The sequence below is a fragment of the Rathayibacter sp. AY1B4 genome (assembly GCF_002932815.1).
Taxonomy (GTDB): domain Bacteria; phylum Actinomycetota; class Actinomycetes; order Actinomycetales; family Microbacteriaceae; genus Rathayibacter.
This window is the reverse complement of record NZ_PSWN01000012.1, coordinates 35,382-50,369: the sequence shown is the minus strand read 5'-3', so window position 1 is coordinate 50,369 and position 14,988 is coordinate 35,382. Positions and strand designations below refer to the sequence as shown.

The following is a 14,988-nucleotide window of genomic DNA, read 5'->3' as shown; positions in this document are numbered from 1 at the left end:
GTGTTCCTTCTCGGGTGAGGAGAGAGGACTAGCCGTTCACTTCCGCGTCGGTGTAGTAGCCGCCGTCGACGAGGACGGACTGGATCTGGTCCTTGGTGACGATGACCGGCTCGAGCAGGAAGGACGGGACGACCTTCTTGCCGTTGTCGTAGGTGTCGGTGTCGTTGACCTCGGGCTCGGTGCCCTCGAGCACGGCCTGAGCCATCTTCACGGCCTCCTTGGCGAGCTCGCGGGTGTCCTTGTAGATGGTCGCGTACTGCTCGCCGGCGATGATCGCCTTGACGGAGTCGAGCTCGGCGTCCTGACCGGTGATGATCGGGAAGTCGGAGCCGACGGTGTAGCCGGCGTCGGTCAGAGCCGAGATGATGCCGCGGCTGAGGCCGTCGTAGGGCGAGAGGACGCCCTGGACCTTGGAGCCGTCGGAGTACGTCTTGGTGAGGATGTCCTCCATGCGGCTCTGGGCGACCTCGCCGTCCCAGCGCAGCGTGGCGACGGTGTTGAAGTCGGTCTCGCCGGACTTCACGACGAGCGTCTTGTCGTCGATGTACGGCTGGAGGGTGTCCATCGCGCCGTTGAAGAAGAACGTGGCGTTGTTGTCATCGGGGCTGCCGGCGAACAGCTCGACGTTGAACGGGCCGGCGGGGGCGTCGGCGGCCTTCGCGCCGGTGAGGTCGGTGAGACCGAGGCCCGCGAGGAGCGAGGTGGCCTGCTGGACGCCCACCTTGTAGTTGTCGAACGTGGCGTAGTAGTCCACGTTCTCGGAGTCGCGGATGAGGCGGTCGTAGGCGATGACGGGGATGTCGTTGGCCTTGGCCTCCTCGAGCACGCTCGTGAGGGTGGTGCCGTCGATCGAGGCGACGATCAGGGCCTTGGCGCCCTTGGTGATCATGTTCTCGAGCTGCGAGACCTGGGTGGGGATGTCATCCTCGGCGTACTGCAGGTCGACCTGGTAGCCGGCCTCCTCGAGCTGCGACTTGACGTTGTTGCCGTCAGCGATCCAGCGCTCGGACGACTTGGTCGGCATCGCGACGCCGACGAGGCCGCCGTCGCCGGATCCCGAGCCCGAGCCGCCACCGGTTCCGGAGGAGCAGGCGGCGAGGGAGAGGATCATCGCTCCGCCGGCGATGCCGGCGATGAGAGCGCGCTTCATTGTGGTCACTGTGATTCCTTCGTCATTGAATGCAGTGGATGCAGGGCCGCCCTCGGGATCGGGGCGGAGATGTGATGCCATGTGAGCGATCACATTGCGTCATGCTAGACCCGACGGCGCCGTTCGTGTCAACGCGTACGTCTCGACTCGGTAACGGGACACCGGCGGCGCGTCGTCCGCCCTCGGAGCGGTGCTGTCAAGGGTCCCCGGCCCCGGAAGGGAGCCGGAGCCGTCGGCGTTGCGTCCAGCACTGTCGAAAGGACGCACACCATGACGAAGACCTGGTTCATCACCGGCGCCTCGAAGGGCTTCGGCCGCGAGTGGGCCGAGGCGGCGCTCGAGCGCGGCGACTCGGTCGCCGGCACCGCCCGCCGGATCGAGACCCTCGACGCCCTCGTCGAGGAGTACCCGGACACGTTCCTCCCGCTGACCCTCGACGTGACCGACCGCGCGGCCGGCTTCGCCGCTGTGCAGGCTGCGGCCGAGCGGTTCGGCCGGCTGGACGTCGTGATCAACAACGCCGGCTACGGGCACTTCGGCATGATCGAGGAGCTCACCGAGGAGGAGGTCCGCGCGCAGCTCGAGACCAATGTCTTCGGCGCCCTCTGGGTCACCCAGGCCGCGCTGCCGATCCTCCGCGAGCAGGGCTCGGGGCACATCGTGCAGGTGTCCAGCATCGGCGGCATCAGCGCATTCCCCTCGATCGGCGCGTACCACGCGTCGAAGTGGGCGCTCGAGGGCTTCACCCAGTCGCTGGCCGCCGAGGTCGCCGGCTTCGGGATCCACGTGACCCTCGTCGAGCCCGGCGGGTACTCGACCGACTGGTCCGGTCCCTCCGCGTCGCGCAGCGAGCCGATCGCCGCGTACGACGAGGTCCGCGAGGCCGCGAGCCGACGCCCCTCGGCCGCTCAGCAGGGCGACCCGCGGGCCTCGCGTCTCGGGATCCTCGCGGTCGTGGACGCGGACGAGCCGCCACTGCGGATCTTCTTCGGACGCGCGCCGCTGGGCATCGCGACGGCGGACTACGAGTCGCGCCTCGAGACCTGGAAGCGCTGGAACGACGTGTCGATCGCTGCTCACGGCGAGTGATCCCGGGCGGTCGCGGCGCGAGGGCGTCGCGGCCGCCGGTCAGCGCGAGGCGGTGACGCTCGCGCTCCGGGGGACGGCCGTGGATCCGCGGACGACCAGCTGCGGAGCGATCGGCGCCGCCTTCTCCGGCCGGTCGCCCTCGATCAGGCTGAGCAGCGCGGCCACGCACCGGCGTCCGAGCTCCACGAAGTCCTGGCGGACGCTGGTCAGCGGCGGCCAGTAGAACGCCGCCTCGGGGATGTCGTCGAAGCCGATGACGCTGACGTCCTCCGGCACGCGGACGCCGCGCTCGTGGAACGCGCTCATCAGTCCGAGCGCCATCTGGTCGTTCCCCGCGAACACCGCGGTGAAGTCGAGGAAGCGCGAGAGCTCGAGGCCCACGCGGTGGCCGCGCTCGGCGCTCCAGTCGCCGAGCAGCGGCGGGCGCAGCGGGATCGAGCGGTGGTCGAGCTCGGCGAGGTAGCCGCGCATCCGCGCCTCGGCCTCGATCCAGTCCTGCGGGCCGGCGAGGTGCACGATCTCGGTGTGCCCGAGGTCGATCAGGTGCCCGGTGGCGATGCGGGCGCCGGCCATCTGGTCGACGTAGAGCGCGTCGTCGCGGTCGTCCTCGCTCGTCTGCAGCGTCACGTGCGGGATGCGCAGCGCGACTCCGGAGAGGATGTCGAAGACGCGGATCTGCGGCGCTACGACCACGAGGCCCTCGACCGCCTGGTTGAGCAGATGCCGGATCCCGGCCTGGATCGACGCGCCGTCGGTGCCGTCGACGTTGGCCGTGACCACGAGGTAGCCCGCGTCGCGCGCCGCCACCTCGATGGCCTGGATGCTGGAGGCCGGACCGTACTGCAGGCTCTGCGAGGACAGCACGCCGACGGTGCGGGTGCGGCTGGTGACCAGTGCCCGCGCGGCGAGGTTGGGGCGGTAGTCGAGCTCGGCCATGACCTCGAGCACGCGCTTCTTCGTCTCGGCGCGCAGGCTCGGGTGGTCGTTCAGGACCCGGGAGACGGTCTGGTGCGAGACGCCGGCCGCGCGGGCGACGTCGTAGATGCTCGGCGCCCGCGACGCGGGCTTGTCTTCCGGCATCGGGCACCGCGGCTCTCTGTGATCGGCGCCTCCGACGCAGGACCGGGGCGCCCTTACGGGCGGCTCGCCCGTCCGCGGGCGCGTGTGAGCACACTTTACGTCCCTCGGCGCGGGGGCCTGCACACCGACGGAACCTCGACGGCTCGGACGGGTGCCGCTCCCGGATCGGCCGGACGTTCCGGCACCGCTGGTGCGGTCGCGCCGGAACGACGCGATCCGCGCCTCCGCCCCGCGGTCGTCGCAGCGGGTGGTCGCCGCGGTCGGGTCAGCCGTCGAAGACCTCGGCCGAGGCGAAGGCCGCATCGGTGCGGAGCACGGCGACGAGGTCCGCGGGACAGTCCTCGAAGGCCGTCCTCTCCGGACCGGGAGGCGTGTGCGCTCGGAAGTCGACGACGGATCCCTGGGGCGCGACGGCGTCGGGCGATCACAGGCGCCACCCTGCGGTCCGGGGTACTTTCCCGCGTGTGAACGACAGCGACGAGAAGTCCGGGAGAGGCTGGCGCATCGATCTCGGCGAGCCGCCGGAGAGCGTGTCCGGCGATGTCGTCGACGCCCTCGATAAGGTGTCCGCGGAATTCGCGGCATTCCGGAGCGGGACTTCCGGCGAGGGCGGAGAAAGGGCCGCGGCCCTCCGCGGAGCCGCCCGACTCGGGGCCGGAGAGCATCGGCTCGCCGTCGCCTCGGGACTGACGCTGGAAGGCGTCCGCGCCTTTCTCGCGGGGGAATGACAAGCCGTCGGAGAGGCGGTTCCCCCGTGCCTCGACAAGCCGGCGCCGAAAGAAGAGAAAGGCCTCGAGAAGGCGCGGCATCCAGAGAGATCGGAGACGACGAATGGACGACGAGGAGTGGGCTAGCTACCTTCTCGCGGGGACCAGCGGTGCACCGACGGATCAGGACGGCGCGACCGCGGAACGCCGTGACGCGATGCTGGCGGCCGTCCTGCGGGAGCTGGACGCGGTCGATCCGTATGGACTCGAGCCGGGTCGCGAGGACGGCGCTCCCCGCGAGGAGTACGCGTCTGAGGCGGCCCCGATCGCGAGCATCCTCCTGCGCCGAGGACGGATCACCGGCGAGGAGCTCGACGCCGTCTGGCGGTTCTGGTTCGGCGAGCCGCTGAGCGCCCTGTTCGGCGACGGCTTCGCCCCGCTCCTGGCGCGGCTCGACCGGCCCGCTCCTCCCTCGGCGGAGGACTGACGGGCGCCGGGTTCCGGCGTCGGACCGGCCGCGATCCCGGCGTCCCGTATCGCTCCGCCCAGCTCCGCCCAGCTCCGCCCAGCTCCGCCTAGCTCCGCTCGCGGAAGAAGCGGATGAGCTCGCGCAGGGCCGGGAGCGTCGCGCTCTCGGCCTCGGCGTCGTCGAGGTCGTCGAAGGAGGTGCGGAGCCCGGCGGCGTCGGCGTCGGCGGCGGACTCGAACGCCATCGACCACTCCGGGAACAGCCGCTCCCGGATCGGCTCCTCGAGGAGGGTGCGCAGCTGCGCGTGGCGCTCATCGGCGGCGATGACGGCCATCCGCTCGCGCAGGACCGCGTCCGGCCCCTCGAGCACCTGGAGGAATCGGCCGTCGCGGTGCAGGAGCATGCCGGTCAGGCCGAGGCGCTCGTTGTTCGCGCGGCACTGGGCGAGCAGCGCGGGGAGGTCGGCGTCCGTGAAGCCGGCGGAGGTGCGGCTGGAGTAGACGAGGGAGAGCATGGCGTCCGTTCCGGGTGGGGGAGGCGGGCGCCTCCGCTACCAGTGGACCACCGACAGCGCCTCCCGCACGGCCACTTCCGCCGGCGGCGGCGGGCTGCTAGAGCTAGCCGACCGTGATCGGAGCGGCGGACGGACGGGTGCCCTGCCGCATCCAGACGAAGAACCCGACCAGGGTGAACGCGCCGTAGAAGACGTACATCAGCCCCGACGCGTAGTAGCCGGCCGAGAACAGCAGCGGCACGCCGACCAGGTCGACGGCCACCCAGATGAGCCAGAACTCGGTCCAGCCCTTCGCCATGCCGTAGGTGGCGAGGACGGAGCCGACGAAGATCCACGCGTCGCTCCAGACCGGCTCGTAGGAGCCGAGCGCGCGGAACACCGGGGTCAGCACCGCGGTGCCGCCGACCATCCCGAGCACCAGCAGGCCGCGGGTGCGCCACGACGCCCAGCGCGGTTCGATCAAGGTGGTCGAGTCGTCGGGGCGGTGGGTCCACCGGTACCAGCCGTAGACGCTGACCAGGATGAACATCACCTGCCGCCCGGCCTGGCCGAGCAGGTTGACGGGGTTCGGAGTGCCGAACAGGGCGCCCATGAAGACCGTGAACAGCAGCACGTTGCCGATGAGGCCGACGGGCCAGGCCCAGACCTTCCGCCGCATCCCGCCGAGGGCGCTGAGGAGCCCGAAGACGTTGCCGATGACCTCCCGCCAGAGGACGGTCTGCTCGCCGATGACGATCTGCGCGTCGAACAGCCAGTGCACGAGGTCCACGAGGCCTTCTTCCTGAGTCGGGATGCCGGGTGGTGCAACCCTGCCCCATCCCGGGCCATTCCCGTCGCGGGCGGATGCGGGCGCCGCGCTCGGACCACGCTGGATCCCGCTCCGGGGCGGGGAGCGCGACCGGCGCCCCGCTGTGCCGCCGCGACCGTAGGCTGGCGGGATGACGTCCCGGGTGCGACTCCTGCTGGCCTCGTCGCACCCCGGGCCGACCGTGACGGTCACCGTGCTGGCGACCGTGATCGCGGCGGCGTCCGGGCATCCGCTCGGGCAGGTCGTGCTGGTGGCGCTCGCCGTGCTGCTCGGGCAGCTCTCGATCGGGCTCGCGAACGACTGGATCGACGCCGACCGCGACCGCGCGGTGGGGCGCACCGACAAGCCGGTCGCGCAGGGGCTGATCGGCGTGGGCGCCGTCCGCGCCGCCGCACTGGGGACGGCCGCGGCCGCCGTGGTGCTCTCGCTGCTGCTCGGACCGGTCGCCGCGGTCGCGCACCTGGTGCTGGTCGCCGCGGGCTGGGCCTACGACGCGGGGCTCAAGCGCACGGTCTGGTCGGTCGCTCCGTTCGTGGTCGCCTTCGGGCTGCTGCCGGTGGTGGCGGTGGCGGCGGGCGACGGCCGGCTCCCTGCCTGGTGGGCGATCGCGACCGGCGCCGTGTTCGGCGTCGCGATCCACTGCACGAACGTGCTCCCCGACCTGGTCGACGACGAGGCCACCGGGGTCCGCGGCTTCCCGCACCGCCTCGGCCTGCGGCTCTCCGGAGTCGTCGCCTTCGGGTCGCTGGTGGTCGCCGCGCTGCTCGTGCTCGTCGGACAGCTCGTCGGCGACCAGCCGGTGCGCGGGACGGGCGTGGTGCTCGCGGTGATCGGGACCCTCGCGATGGTCGTGCTCGCCGCGGCGGGCATCCGCCTGGTGCTGACCGGCCCGCCCACGCGCACCCTGTTCCGGCTGGTGATCGCGGCCTCGCTCGTGCTGGTGGTCGAGCTCGGGCTGGCGGGCGCGCGGCTGGTCGGCTGACCGGCCGCCCGCGACCTCAGGACCAGCGCATCGCGTAGACGCGGGCGAGCAGGTCCGAGGTCGGCAGGGCGAGGGCGGTGCGGAGGAACGCCTCGCGGCCGCGGTGCGCGAGCGTGCCGAGCGGGCGTCCGAGCGCCATGTTCGCCTCCGCCTGCCGCGCCGCGCGCCGGGCCGCGGTGGTGCGCCGCCGGGCGAAGCCGGGCCAGGGGCCGGCCTCGCCGCGGCGCACGGCACCGGCCAGGAGCGGGGCGAGCTCGGCGGCGTCGAGCCAGCCGAGGTTCATGCCCTGCCCGCCGATCGGACTGATCTCGTGCGCGGCGTCGCCGATGAGCACGACGCGGCCGACGCCCATCAGCTCGGCCTCGCGGCGCCGCACCTGGAATCCGCTGAGCATCGTGCAGGTCTCCGGGTCGGCGTCGGCGCCCGTCCGGTCGCGGACAGCGGCGGCCAGGGCGCGCGCGGCCTCCTGGTCGGGGGCCTCCTCGGGCCGCCAGGCGGGGGCGCCGAGAGAGCGGTCGGGGCCGCTCAGGGCGACGTACCGGCGCCGGCCGCCCGGCAGCGGGAAGGACTCCACCACTCCGGCCGGGCCGACGTCGACCAGCGCGGTGCCGGTGAGACCGCCGGGCTCGGGGTCGGCGAAGTCGCCCATCACGTAGCGGTCCGGGTAGTCGCGGCCTGTGGTGCGGATCCCGAGCAGGTCGCGGACGGTGCTGCGGGCGCCGTCGGCTCCCACGACGAAGGCGGCGCGGACGGAGACCGGCTCGCCGCCCGGTCCGGTGCCGGTCGCCTCGACGGTGGAGCCGCGACGGAGCAGGCCGGTCAGCGCGACCCCGGGGCGCAGCGCGTCCGGGGACGCCGCCTCCAGGCGCTCGCGGAGGATCGCCTCGGTGCGGTGCTGGTCGAGGGTGACGACGTAGGGGTGCGTCGCGGAGGCGCGTGCGAACGAGAGCGTGCCGAGGGTGCGGCCCCGGCTGCGCGCGACGCCCTCGCGGACCCGGGTGGCCTCGGCCAGCACGGGAGCATCGGCGCCGACCGCCGCGAACGCGTCGAGCGACGGCGGATGGATGCCGATCGCCCGCGAGCCGCGCGGCACCGAGGAGCGCCGCTCCCACACCTGCACGTCCACTCCGGCCCGCGCCAGGAGCGCGCCGAGCAGGAGTCCGACCGGACCGCCGCCGACCACGAGCACGTCCGTCTCCGCTGTCACGGGTCGAGCCTAGGGAGCGGCGGTGCGGCGGGCGAGGGGGTGCGCTCGACCGCCGCGCGTGCTCAGGGTGCGAGCGGAGGTGTCAGAGCGCGTCGACGGCGGCGAGGATCTCCTCGGTCTCCGTGCGCGTCGTGTAGTCGACGTGCACGTCCGCCGTGCGGACGATCCGGTCGGCGTCGACGACCAGGACGGTCGGGTACGGGACGGCCGGGGTGTCGTCGGCGTTGCTGTCCTTCACGGCGAAGCCGAGCGCGGTGTGCGCCTCCTGCGCCTCGCCGCTGGGGGCGGTGACGATGCCGAGAGCGCTCGCGAGCGTGTTGCCGGGGTCGGAGACGACGGTGAAGCCCAGGTCGCCGTTCGCGACCGCCGCGCGCGACCCGTCGGGGGTCTGCGGGCTGATCGCGACGAGGGCGACTCCGCGCGACGCGAGCTCGGGGGCGAGGGTCTCGTTGTAGTGCTTGAGCGTGATGTTGCAGTACGGGCACCAGGCTCCGCGGTAGAAGACGAGGACGGCCGGGCCCGCGCCGAGGACGTCCGCGAGGTCGACGGTGTCGCCGTCGACGGTCACGACGGAGGCGGCGGGGAGCGCGTCGCCGGCGGTGACGGCTCCGCTCGGGGCGCCGACGGCGACGAGGTCGTCGCGCTCGCCGGAGAAGACGGCGGCGAGCTCGGGGCCGACCGTCTCGTCGAAGCCGACGGTGAACTCGTCGAGCTGGGTGCGGACGGAGGTGCTGGTCATCGGAAGTCCTTCGGTCGTGACGGTCGTGGTCCCCCGTCCGGGAGCCTAGGCATGCGGGGGACCGGGCGCCGGGCGCCCGTCACACGGCGTCACACGACGGCCGACGCGTGTCGGCCGGCGTGCGTGGGGCCCGGCCCCGTCGCTCCGTCATTCCGGGGCGACGACCAGCTCGCCGCCGGCGGAGCGCGAGACGCACGGCATGATCCAGCGGTCCTGCTCCTCGGGGGTCAGCACCAGGTCGCGGTGCTCCGCCGTCCCGCCGACGAGGCGCAGGCGGCAGGTGCCGCACGTGCCCGACTCGCAGGAGGAGTCGACGTCGATCCCGGAGGAGCGGAGCGCGGTGAGGAGCGAGCGGTCGGCCGGGACCTCCACAACGGCTCCGGTCGGCTCCCAGACGGCGGCGAAGGGGACGGCCCGGTCGCCGACGGCGTCGACGCCCGCGAAGTCCTCGACGTGGATCCGGCTCGGGCGCCAGTGCATCGTGAGGGCGAGGACCTCGTCGATCAGCGCGGACGGACCGCAGCAGTAGATCCGGGTGTCGTCGTCGGGCTCGGCGACGAGCGGCCAGAGGTCGAGCCGGCCGTGGATCGCACTGTGGTGCACGAGGGAGCCGTCGGCGGAGAACTCGTCGAGCCACGCGGTGTCCTCGGGGGTGCGGCTGAGGTACACGACCTGCACGGCCGAGCCCTGCGCCCGGAGCTCGGCGGCCATGGCGCGGATCGGGGTGACCCCGATCCCGCCGGCGATCAGGAGATAGCGGGCGGCGGGCCGGAGGACGAAGGTGTTCGCGGGCGGCGCGGAGGAGAGGACGTCGCCGACGCGGACGTCGTCGTGGAGGCTCCGCGATCCGCCCCGGCCCCCGGGCTCCCGGCGCACCGCGATCGCGTAGTGCGACGGCTCCGCGGATCCCGGCTCGACGAGGCTGTAGCTGCGGCGCTCGCCGGAGGGGGTCGTGAGCGTGAGGTGCGCGCCGGCGGAGTAGCCGGGCAGCGGGGCGCCGTCCTCGCTCCGCAGCACGAAGCGGGTGACGGCCGGGGTGAGCGCCTCGCGCTCGGCCACCACGAGCCGCAGCTCAACCACGGAGCACCAGCTCGTCGCCCACGCCGAGCGTGCCGCCGTCGAGGACCTCCGCGTAGACGCCGAGGAGCTCGTGGCCGTAGGTCTCGTGCAGCAGGCGAGGGACCGGCAGGTCGCGCCGACCGGTGCCCGGCTCGACCTCGGTCGCGGCGCACCGCTCGGTGGCCTTCGTGATCCGCAGCCGCAGCCCGCCCGCGGTGAGCTCGCGCCCGAGCAGCTCGAGCTCGCTCCACGCGGGCAGCCCCTCGAGGTGGATGTTCCCGCGGAACCGCAGCGGATCGACGCTCCGGCCGGTGCGCCCGGCGAGGTCGCGGACGCTCGCCAGGTTGATCAGCGAGACGTACTCCATCTCGATGTCGGAGTTGTGGGCCGTGTCGGTGTAGCGGCGCCCCGCGTCCTGGGCGATCACGGGCTCGACGCCGGGCGGCAGGTCGAGCACGCGGGCGGCGAAGGAGCGCAGTGCGGCCCGTCCGTCCTCCGCGCCGAGGTCGGCGGAGAGGACCCGGTGGCCGCGGACGTCGACGGTGAGCACTCCGCTGTCGGGGTCGAGGTGCGTGGTCAGGCCGGCGAGGCGGGCCTCGGCGACGAGGACGAAGTACTCGCGCTTGGAGATGCCGTGCCGCATGCCGGGCCGGTAGGCGCCGCCGGGGCGGGCGAGGGCGATCGTGCGGTCGAAGGGGACGCCGCGGCCGGCGGTGAGCTCGACGCGGGGGAGCGGCTGCGGGGTCAGGCCCTTCACCGGGTAGACGAAGAGGCCGTCCACGCGTGTCGTCATGCCCCCATCCTGGCGCATCGCGGGGGAGCCGGCAGGGCCGTCGCGGCGCAGGGGAGCGCGAGGAGCGGACGCGGCGCCGTGCGGATCCTGCGAGGCCGCGGGGCGGATGCGCTCCGGCGGGCCTCGTCAGTACTGGAGCGAGAGGCCGACCAGGGGCGGGACGACGAGCGCTCCCAGCTCGACGATCGCGACGCTGGCGCCGACGCCGAGCGTGACGGCCGAGAGCAGCCGGGCGCGGTCCTTCCGCGCGACGCCGATGACGCCGACGATCGCGGTCGCCGTCGCGAGCACGAGCATCGTGACCCCGAGGGCGGCGAAGAGCGCCCCGATCTGCGTGGTGTCGAAGCCGCCCCGGAACGCGAGGACCGGGATGGCCGTGGTGAGCGCGGTCCGCCCGATCTGCGCGAGGACGAGGACGATCGCGAGGACGAGGCCGACGATGCCGACGACGTCGCGGGGCCGGGAGTGGGGGGCGGGGACGGAGGCGGTCACGCCGTCGAGCCTAGGGGCGGGCGCGGCGGCGGGGCGAGTGCCGAAGGGTGTCGCCGAGCTCGATTTTTCGTCTCATGACCGGCGCCCCTGGCGGGCTTCTTCCGAACGAGAACCGGCTTCCCGTGACTGCTCGGCACCCTGTCATGCACTTCGTGCTCACGAGCGCTTCGGAAGGAGGAACGCCGGGAACACCTCAGCGAATCTCTCGGCGGTGACTATGAGCCATTGAGCGAGATCAGGAGCGGTGGCCTCGTCGCGCCACTCGCCGGTTTCGCGTAGGAGGACCTGGCTAGACAGGTTCCCCGGCTCATTGAGCCACTCGAGATCCACGCCGACGGCAGCCTCGATCTCCACGCGATGGTCGAGCAGGCGGGCGAAGAGCGCCTTGTCCTCTCGGATCTTCAGCGCACAGGAGACGCCGGCGGGTTCGCGGGACGACAATCCGAGGACGATGACGGATCCGGGCACGCCGAGACTCACGTCGACAGTGGATCCGGTCGATCCGCTGGGCCAGGACGTGATCCTCGTCTGGAGACTCTCGCCGAGGTCGTGGACCTTGAGGAAGAACGCCTTCCTCTGCGCGAGGAGCGGCCGGGTCCCAGGCACCCGATGTCGATCCTGGTCGATCTCCAGCCCCGCGAGATCGGCGAGGTCTTCGGCGCGGAGGAACTGCGCCGGATCGGCCCGGCCCTCGCGATCGAAGGTGAGACCCTCGGACTCGAGGAACTCGCGCGGAGGATCGGTCCGGTCCGAGTCCATCCATCTGAAGCCCGGCGCTATCGTGCCGCCGCTTTGAAGTACTCTCCACGCGCCTTGCATCGGGTTGCTCGCGAGGACGGCTGCGACGGGTTGAGGGTAAGAGCCGGCGACCAGGGCGACCTCGCCGTAGGACGTCCATCTGCCGGCGGGGATCTCGGCGACTATTGAGGCCACGACGCTCCGCATCGCGGAGGGCTCTGCCCCGCCGGACGACGTCAGGTCTTCATCAGGACCAGGCCACAGAGCGATGATCCTCTCTGCGAGAGCGGCGCTGCGCTTCGCGATCTCCGGAGCGCCCCACTCCTCCTCGCCCGCGATCTCCTGATTAAGGCGAAGGCCACTCTCGGCCAGCATCCTGCGCTTCTGGTCGAAGGGGCGGTTGCTGAGCTCGCTGTTGTACCCGGTGAGAGTGAGGTTGCCGATCGTGTGGACGAGGCGGTCGTGCTCATAGGCGAGATCGGATCCGTCGGGCAGGCCCCGCTCGAAACCACGCCGCACGGCGTCGGTCAGGGTCTGAGGCAGGACGTGCTCGATGGTCAGGTTGCCCGGGTCGATAGTCTCCTTCGACTCGTAGGACTCCTCGAGCCACAGCAGGATGAGCTTCTTCTGAGCGGCCCGACCCTGCCAGTAGAACGGGACATTCGTCACCGCCTCCCGCACCTGCTTGTCCGTGCCGTAGTACTTGCGGCCGCGCGACAGGTGCTCGCGCAACGCGACGTCGATATCGGGGGCGTCGGCAATGGCGCTCACTGCTTGAAGGAGCGTTCGATTCAAGCTCGCAGTCGCGCGCCCGATGACGATGCGCCGGACGAAGTAGGACTCGAGGTAGGTCAGGGCCTGAAGCACCTGATCAGCGGACGCGGTTCCTGCAGCCCGCCGGTCCAAGAGGCGCATGACGACGGGATACGCAGTCGTCGAGCCCCATGCTCGGATCCGCGTCAGGCGTCTCTGGATTCGGTTGTCGACCTCGAGCGAAGGATCGAGAATAGCCGCGAGTACGTCGCCCAGCTTCGCGATTCGCACGACCTCGGCCACGATTTCGGCCGGGCCGGCGAGCTTCTCCAAGCGCTTCTGCTGCCCTGTATACGTGTCCGACTGCTTGGCGCGTTCGTCCGTCTGCACCAGGTCGAGCCAGAACAGCAACTCGAGGCTGTCTGCACTGAGCTTCTTCTCCAGAGGCAACCAGACCGATTCGTAGACCTCGACGCCGCTGTCGCCGAGCCGCATGAACAGATAGTTCTTCAGGAGATCCGACTGGGTCAGCTGAAGGCCGGTGTTGTTCAGCGATTCGAAGATGCGGTGTGCATTGTCCCGGGGCTCTGCCGTCACGACGACGAGGGCGAGGCCGTTGACTATGACGTTCTCGATCTCCTCGAGATCGTGCGGATCATCCGGGTCGTCGGCCGCAGCGATCTTCGAGCGGAAGTGGTTGTACGCCTCGCCGATCCGGCCGATACCTCCTGCGTCCGGAGCCGACCGAATGACCGCCAGGTAGGAGGCTCTATCCGCCTGCGTGGGCAGAACTTTCGCCGGCTTGTCCTTGTCGTACACATTGACCAGGTACTGCGCCTGGATGCCCTCAGCCTTTTCGGCGTCGCCGGTCTCGTTCAAGTGATCTCGGAGGGCGGCCAGGAGGAGCGTGAGGGTCGTCAGGCGCTGCTGCCCATCGACCACGAGCAGCTTCGAGACGCCGACAACCGAGAAGTCGGGGCTCTGGGCGAGTACCAGCGAGCCGATGAAGTGCGTCGCGGTGGGCTCCTCGCGGCGGGTGTTCGCGAGCTCGGCGATGTCGTTCCACAGCTGGTCGAGCTGCGGCTTCCCCCATGAGTAGACCCGCTGGTAGAGCGGCACCTGGTACTGCTTCTTACCCTCCAGCACACCGGCGAGGTTCGTCTCCGCTGCCTTGACCATTCTTACCTCCGCGTTGAAGTGTCTTCGAGATCGGCTTGCGCCCGTGGACGGCGCCTAATGATCGGCGGGCGCTGCCACTGAGAGGCCGCCCCTATTCGGGGTGAGCTCGAGGACGGTCTGGTCCGAGTCGGTGAGAACCGGGATCCCGTCGGGCAGCGTGTGGAGCGCCCGGGCGAGACGGCTGAAGGTCGTTCGAGCCTCGAGAGTTCCTTTGCCGGCGAAGGCGATGAGAATCCTGCTCGCGTCGATCTGCAGAACGCTCAGATCATCGAGGAGCCCGACGAGCTGCACCTGTCGTGCCGCGATCCGCCCGAGCTCGTCGCGGAGGACCCCCTCGACGGAGAGCAGCGACCGGTCCGGATTCGCATGCTCGGCCGCGACCCTCTCGAGCACCGCGATCCGAGCTCGAAGAGAGAATCCCTCGTACATCTGGGCGACGATGCGTTCGAATTCCCTCATCGGATCGTCGCGCTTGCCCACGAGTGCGACGAGGAGCTCGGGCGCGTACACCCGGTCAACGCCCTCGTACTTGGCCACGACATCGAGCCAGCGGTCGAGACGATCCTCGTAGCTGTTTGCAAGCGCATCGAGCGCACCGAAGGCATGGGCGGCTGAAGAGATCGCCGGGATCCTCGCTTGGTCGAGCAGGTAGCCGGCGACTTTCCGCGTCTGCTGCGCCGCGGTGACCAGTACCGATCGGTCCTCCTCGTTGGCCCGATTCTCGATTCCGAGCAGTGTCGTCGTGATCCTCTCAAGCTTCTTGTTCATCTGGTGCTGCGCGAGCATATCCCCGGCGACGGCGAGACCCACCGTGGCGATAAGTGGTCCGGCCGCAGCAGCGGCGCCCGTCCCCGCCACTGCCGGGACGAGCCGAGCATGAGCCGAGAGTTTCGTCGACCCGGCCGCCCGGACGATTCCGCGGAACCCGCCCCCTACTGCGGGAACGAGATCGCGAGCGACCGCGCCGGTCGGGAGGATGACGCGGTAGAGGCCCTCAGCGGATCCGGGCGATCGGGTGAGGCCGCCCGCAGCCTGACCGATCGCCTTCGCGAAGGCCCCTGCGGTCTGAGCCACGAGACCCGAGGCCACCTGGCCGGCCGGTGTCGGCACGCGACTGATGAGCAAAGCATCGCGATTGAGGAGCATGCGGAGCATCCCCTCGGTGCTCGGTTCCGACGGCGTCGGGACCAGGGGGACGACGACAGCTTCTTCGGGATTCACGGCGCCTC

15 protein-coding genes are annotated in these 14,988 nt (G+C 71.4%); 4 read left to right on the top strand and 11 right to left on the bottom strand.

Annotation, left to right across the window (positions count from 1 at the left end; translation table 11 throughout):
• Window positions 1-28: 28 nt before the first annotated feature.
• Window positions 29-1,150: a multiple monosaccharide ABC transporter substrate-binding protein gene (gene chvE, locus C5D66_RS09955; RefSeq protein WP_104224984.1), complete on the bottom strand. Its 1,122-nt coding sequence runs from the start codon at window positions 1,148-1,150 to the stop codon at window positions 29-31.
• A 270-nt stretch (window positions 1,151-1,420) separates the two neighbouring features.
• On the opposite strand from chvE, the gene C5D66_RS09950 reads away from it, so the two are divergent.
• The gene (locus tag C5D66_RS09950; protein ID WP_104256397.1) at window positions 1,421-2,239 is read left to right on the top strand and encodes an SDR family oxidoreductase; all 819 of its coding nucleotides are present in this window, start codon (window positions 1,421-1,423) and stop codon (window positions 2,237-2,239) included.
• Window positions 2,240-2,278: 39 nt separating this feature from the next.
• On the opposite strand, the gene C5D66_RS09945 is transcribed toward C5D66_RS09950, so the two are convergent.
• Window positions 2,279-3,319: a LacI family DNA-binding transcriptional regulator gene (locus C5D66_RS09945; protein ID WP_104234510.1), complete on the bottom strand. Its 1,041-nt coding sequence runs from the start codon at window positions 3,317-3,319 to the stop codon at window positions 2,279-2,281.
• A 464-nt stretch (window positions 3,320-3,783) separates the two neighbouring features.
• On the opposite strand from C5D66_RS09945, the gene C5D66_RS09940 reads away from it, so the two are divergent.
• A complete protein-coding gene (locus tag C5D66_RS09940) occupies window positions 3,784-4,047 on the top strand; it encodes a hypothetical protein (protein ID WP_104256396.1) in 264 nt (87 codons plus the stop codon).
• A gap of 103 nt (window positions 4,048-4,150) precedes the next feature.
• Complete coding sequence (locus C5D66_RS09935) at window positions 4,151-4,513, top strand: hypothetical protein (protein WP_104256395.1); 363 nt, start codon at window positions 4,151-4,153, stop codon at window positions 4,511-4,513.
• Window positions 4,514-4,601: 88 nt separating this feature from the next.
• Here C5D66_RS09935 and C5D66_RS09930 read toward each other — a convergent pair whose 3' ends face one another.
• Together C5D66_RS09930 and pnuC are read right to left on the bottom strand one after the other, a co-directional pair.
• A complete protein-coding gene (locus C5D66_RS09930; protein WP_104227402.1) occupies window positions 4,602-5,009 on the bottom strand; it encodes a BLUF domain-containing protein in 408 nt (135 codons plus the stop codon).
• A gap of 103 nt (window positions 5,010-5,112) precedes the next feature.
• Window positions 5,113-5,778 (bottom strand): nicotinamide riboside transporter PnuC, encoded by a 666-nt coding sequence (pnuC, locus tag C5D66_RS09925; protein WP_104227403.1) that lies wholly within the window; start codon window positions 5,776-5,778, stop codon window positions 5,113-5,115.
• A gap of 169 nt (window positions 5,779-5,947) precedes the next feature.
• Between pnuC and C5D66_RS09920 the strand changes: the two genes are divergently transcribed.
• Window positions 5,948-6,799 (top strand): UbiA family prenyltransferase, encoded by an 852-nt coding sequence (locus tag C5D66_RS09920; protein ID WP_104256394.1) that lies wholly within the window; start codon window positions 5,948-5,950, stop codon window positions 6,797-6,799.
• A gap of 16 nt (window positions 6,800-6,815) precedes the next feature.
• On the opposite strand, the gene C5D66_RS09915 is transcribed toward C5D66_RS09920, so the two are convergent.
• From C5D66_RS09915 to C5D66_RS09885, 7 genes are all read right to left on the bottom strand, one after another.
• A complete protein-coding gene (locus C5D66_RS09915; protein ID WP_104256393.1) occupies window positions 6,816-8,006 on the bottom strand; it encodes an NAD(P)/FAD-dependent oxidoreductase in 1,191 nt (396 codons plus the stop codon).
• Between the two features lie 82 nt (window positions 8,007-8,088).
• Entirely contained in the window at window positions 8,089-8,745 is a 657-nt protein-coding gene (locus C5D66_RS09910; protein ID WP_104256392.1) for a peroxiredoxin-like family protein, read from the bottom strand.
• A gap of 147 nt (window positions 8,746-8,892) precedes the next feature.
• Window positions 8,893-9,825, bottom strand: coding sequence for a PDR/VanB family oxidoreductase (locus C5D66_RS09905; RefSeq protein WP_104256391.1), 933 nt, complete (start codon window positions 9,823-9,825; stop codon window positions 8,893-8,895).
• On the bottom strand, window positions 9,818-10,597 hold the full coding sequence (locus C5D66_RS09900; protein WP_181028821.1) for an MOSC domain-containing protein: 780 nt from the start codon (window positions 10,595-10,597) through the stop codon (window positions 9,818-9,820). Before C5D66_RS09900 ends, C5D66_RS09905 begins: the two co-directional genes overlap by 8 nt.
• 126 nt (window positions 10,598-10,723) lie before the next feature.
• Window positions 10,724-11,089, bottom strand: coding sequence for a hypothetical protein (locus C5D66_RS09895; protein WP_104256389.1), 366 nt, complete (start codon window positions 11,087-11,089; stop codon window positions 10,724-10,726).
• A 156-nt stretch (window positions 11,090-11,245) separates the two neighbouring features.
• Window positions 11,246-13,759, bottom strand: a complete 2,514-nt coding sequence (locus tag C5D66_RS09890; protein WP_104326895.1) for a DUF4268 domain-containing protein — start codon at window positions 13,757-13,759, stop codon at window positions 11,246-11,248.
• A gap of 54 nt (window positions 13,760-13,813) precedes the next feature.
• Window positions 13,814-14,980 carry a hypothetical protein gene (locus tag C5D66_RS09885; protein ID WP_104256387.1) on the bottom strand — a complete coding sequence of 389 codons (1,167 nt, stop codon included), beginning with the start codon at window positions 14,978-14,980 and terminating at the stop codon, window positions 13,814-13,816.
• Between the last annotated feature and the right edge of the window lie 8 nt (window positions 14,981-14,988).

Excerpts from the sequence above, each read along its gene's own strand:
- chvE (WP_104224984.1), bottom strand. The coding sequence starts at position 1,150 with ATGAAGCGCGCTCTCATCGCCGGCATCGCCGGCGGAGCGATGATCCTC.
- C5D66_RS09950 (WP_104256397.1), top strand. The coding sequence starts at position 1,421 with ATGACGAAGACCTGGTTCATCACCGGCGCCTCGAAGGGCTTCGGCCGC.
- C5D66_RS09945 (WP_104234510.1), bottom strand. The coding sequence starts at position 3,319 with ATGCCGGAAGACAAGCCCGCGTCGCGGGCGCCGAGCATCTACGACGTC.
- C5D66_RS09935 (WP_104256395.1), top strand. The coding sequence starts at position 4,151 with ATGGACGACGAGGAGTGGGCTAGCTACCTTCTCGCGGGGACCAGCGGT.
- C5D66_RS09930 (WP_104227402.1), bottom strand. The coding sequence starts at position 5,009 with ATGCTCTCCCTCGTCTACTCCAGCCGCACCTCCGCCGGCTTCACGGAC.
- C5D66_RS09920 (WP_104256394.1), top strand. The coding sequence starts at position 5,948 with ATGACGTCCCGGGTGCGACTCCTGCTGGCCTCGTCGCACCCCGGGCCG.
- C5D66_RS09910 (WP_104256392.1), bottom strand. The coding sequence starts at position 8,745 with ATGACCAGCACCTCCGTCCGCACCCAGCTCGACGAGTTCACCGTCGGC.
- C5D66_RS09900 (WP_181028821.1), bottom strand. The coding sequence starts at position 10,597 with ATGACGACACGCGTGGACGGCCTCTTCGTCTACCCGGTGAAGGGCCTG.
- C5D66_RS09890 (WP_104326895.1), bottom strand. The coding sequence starts at position 13,759 with ATGGTCAAGGCAGCGGAGACGAACCTCGCCGGTGTGCTGGAGGGTAAG.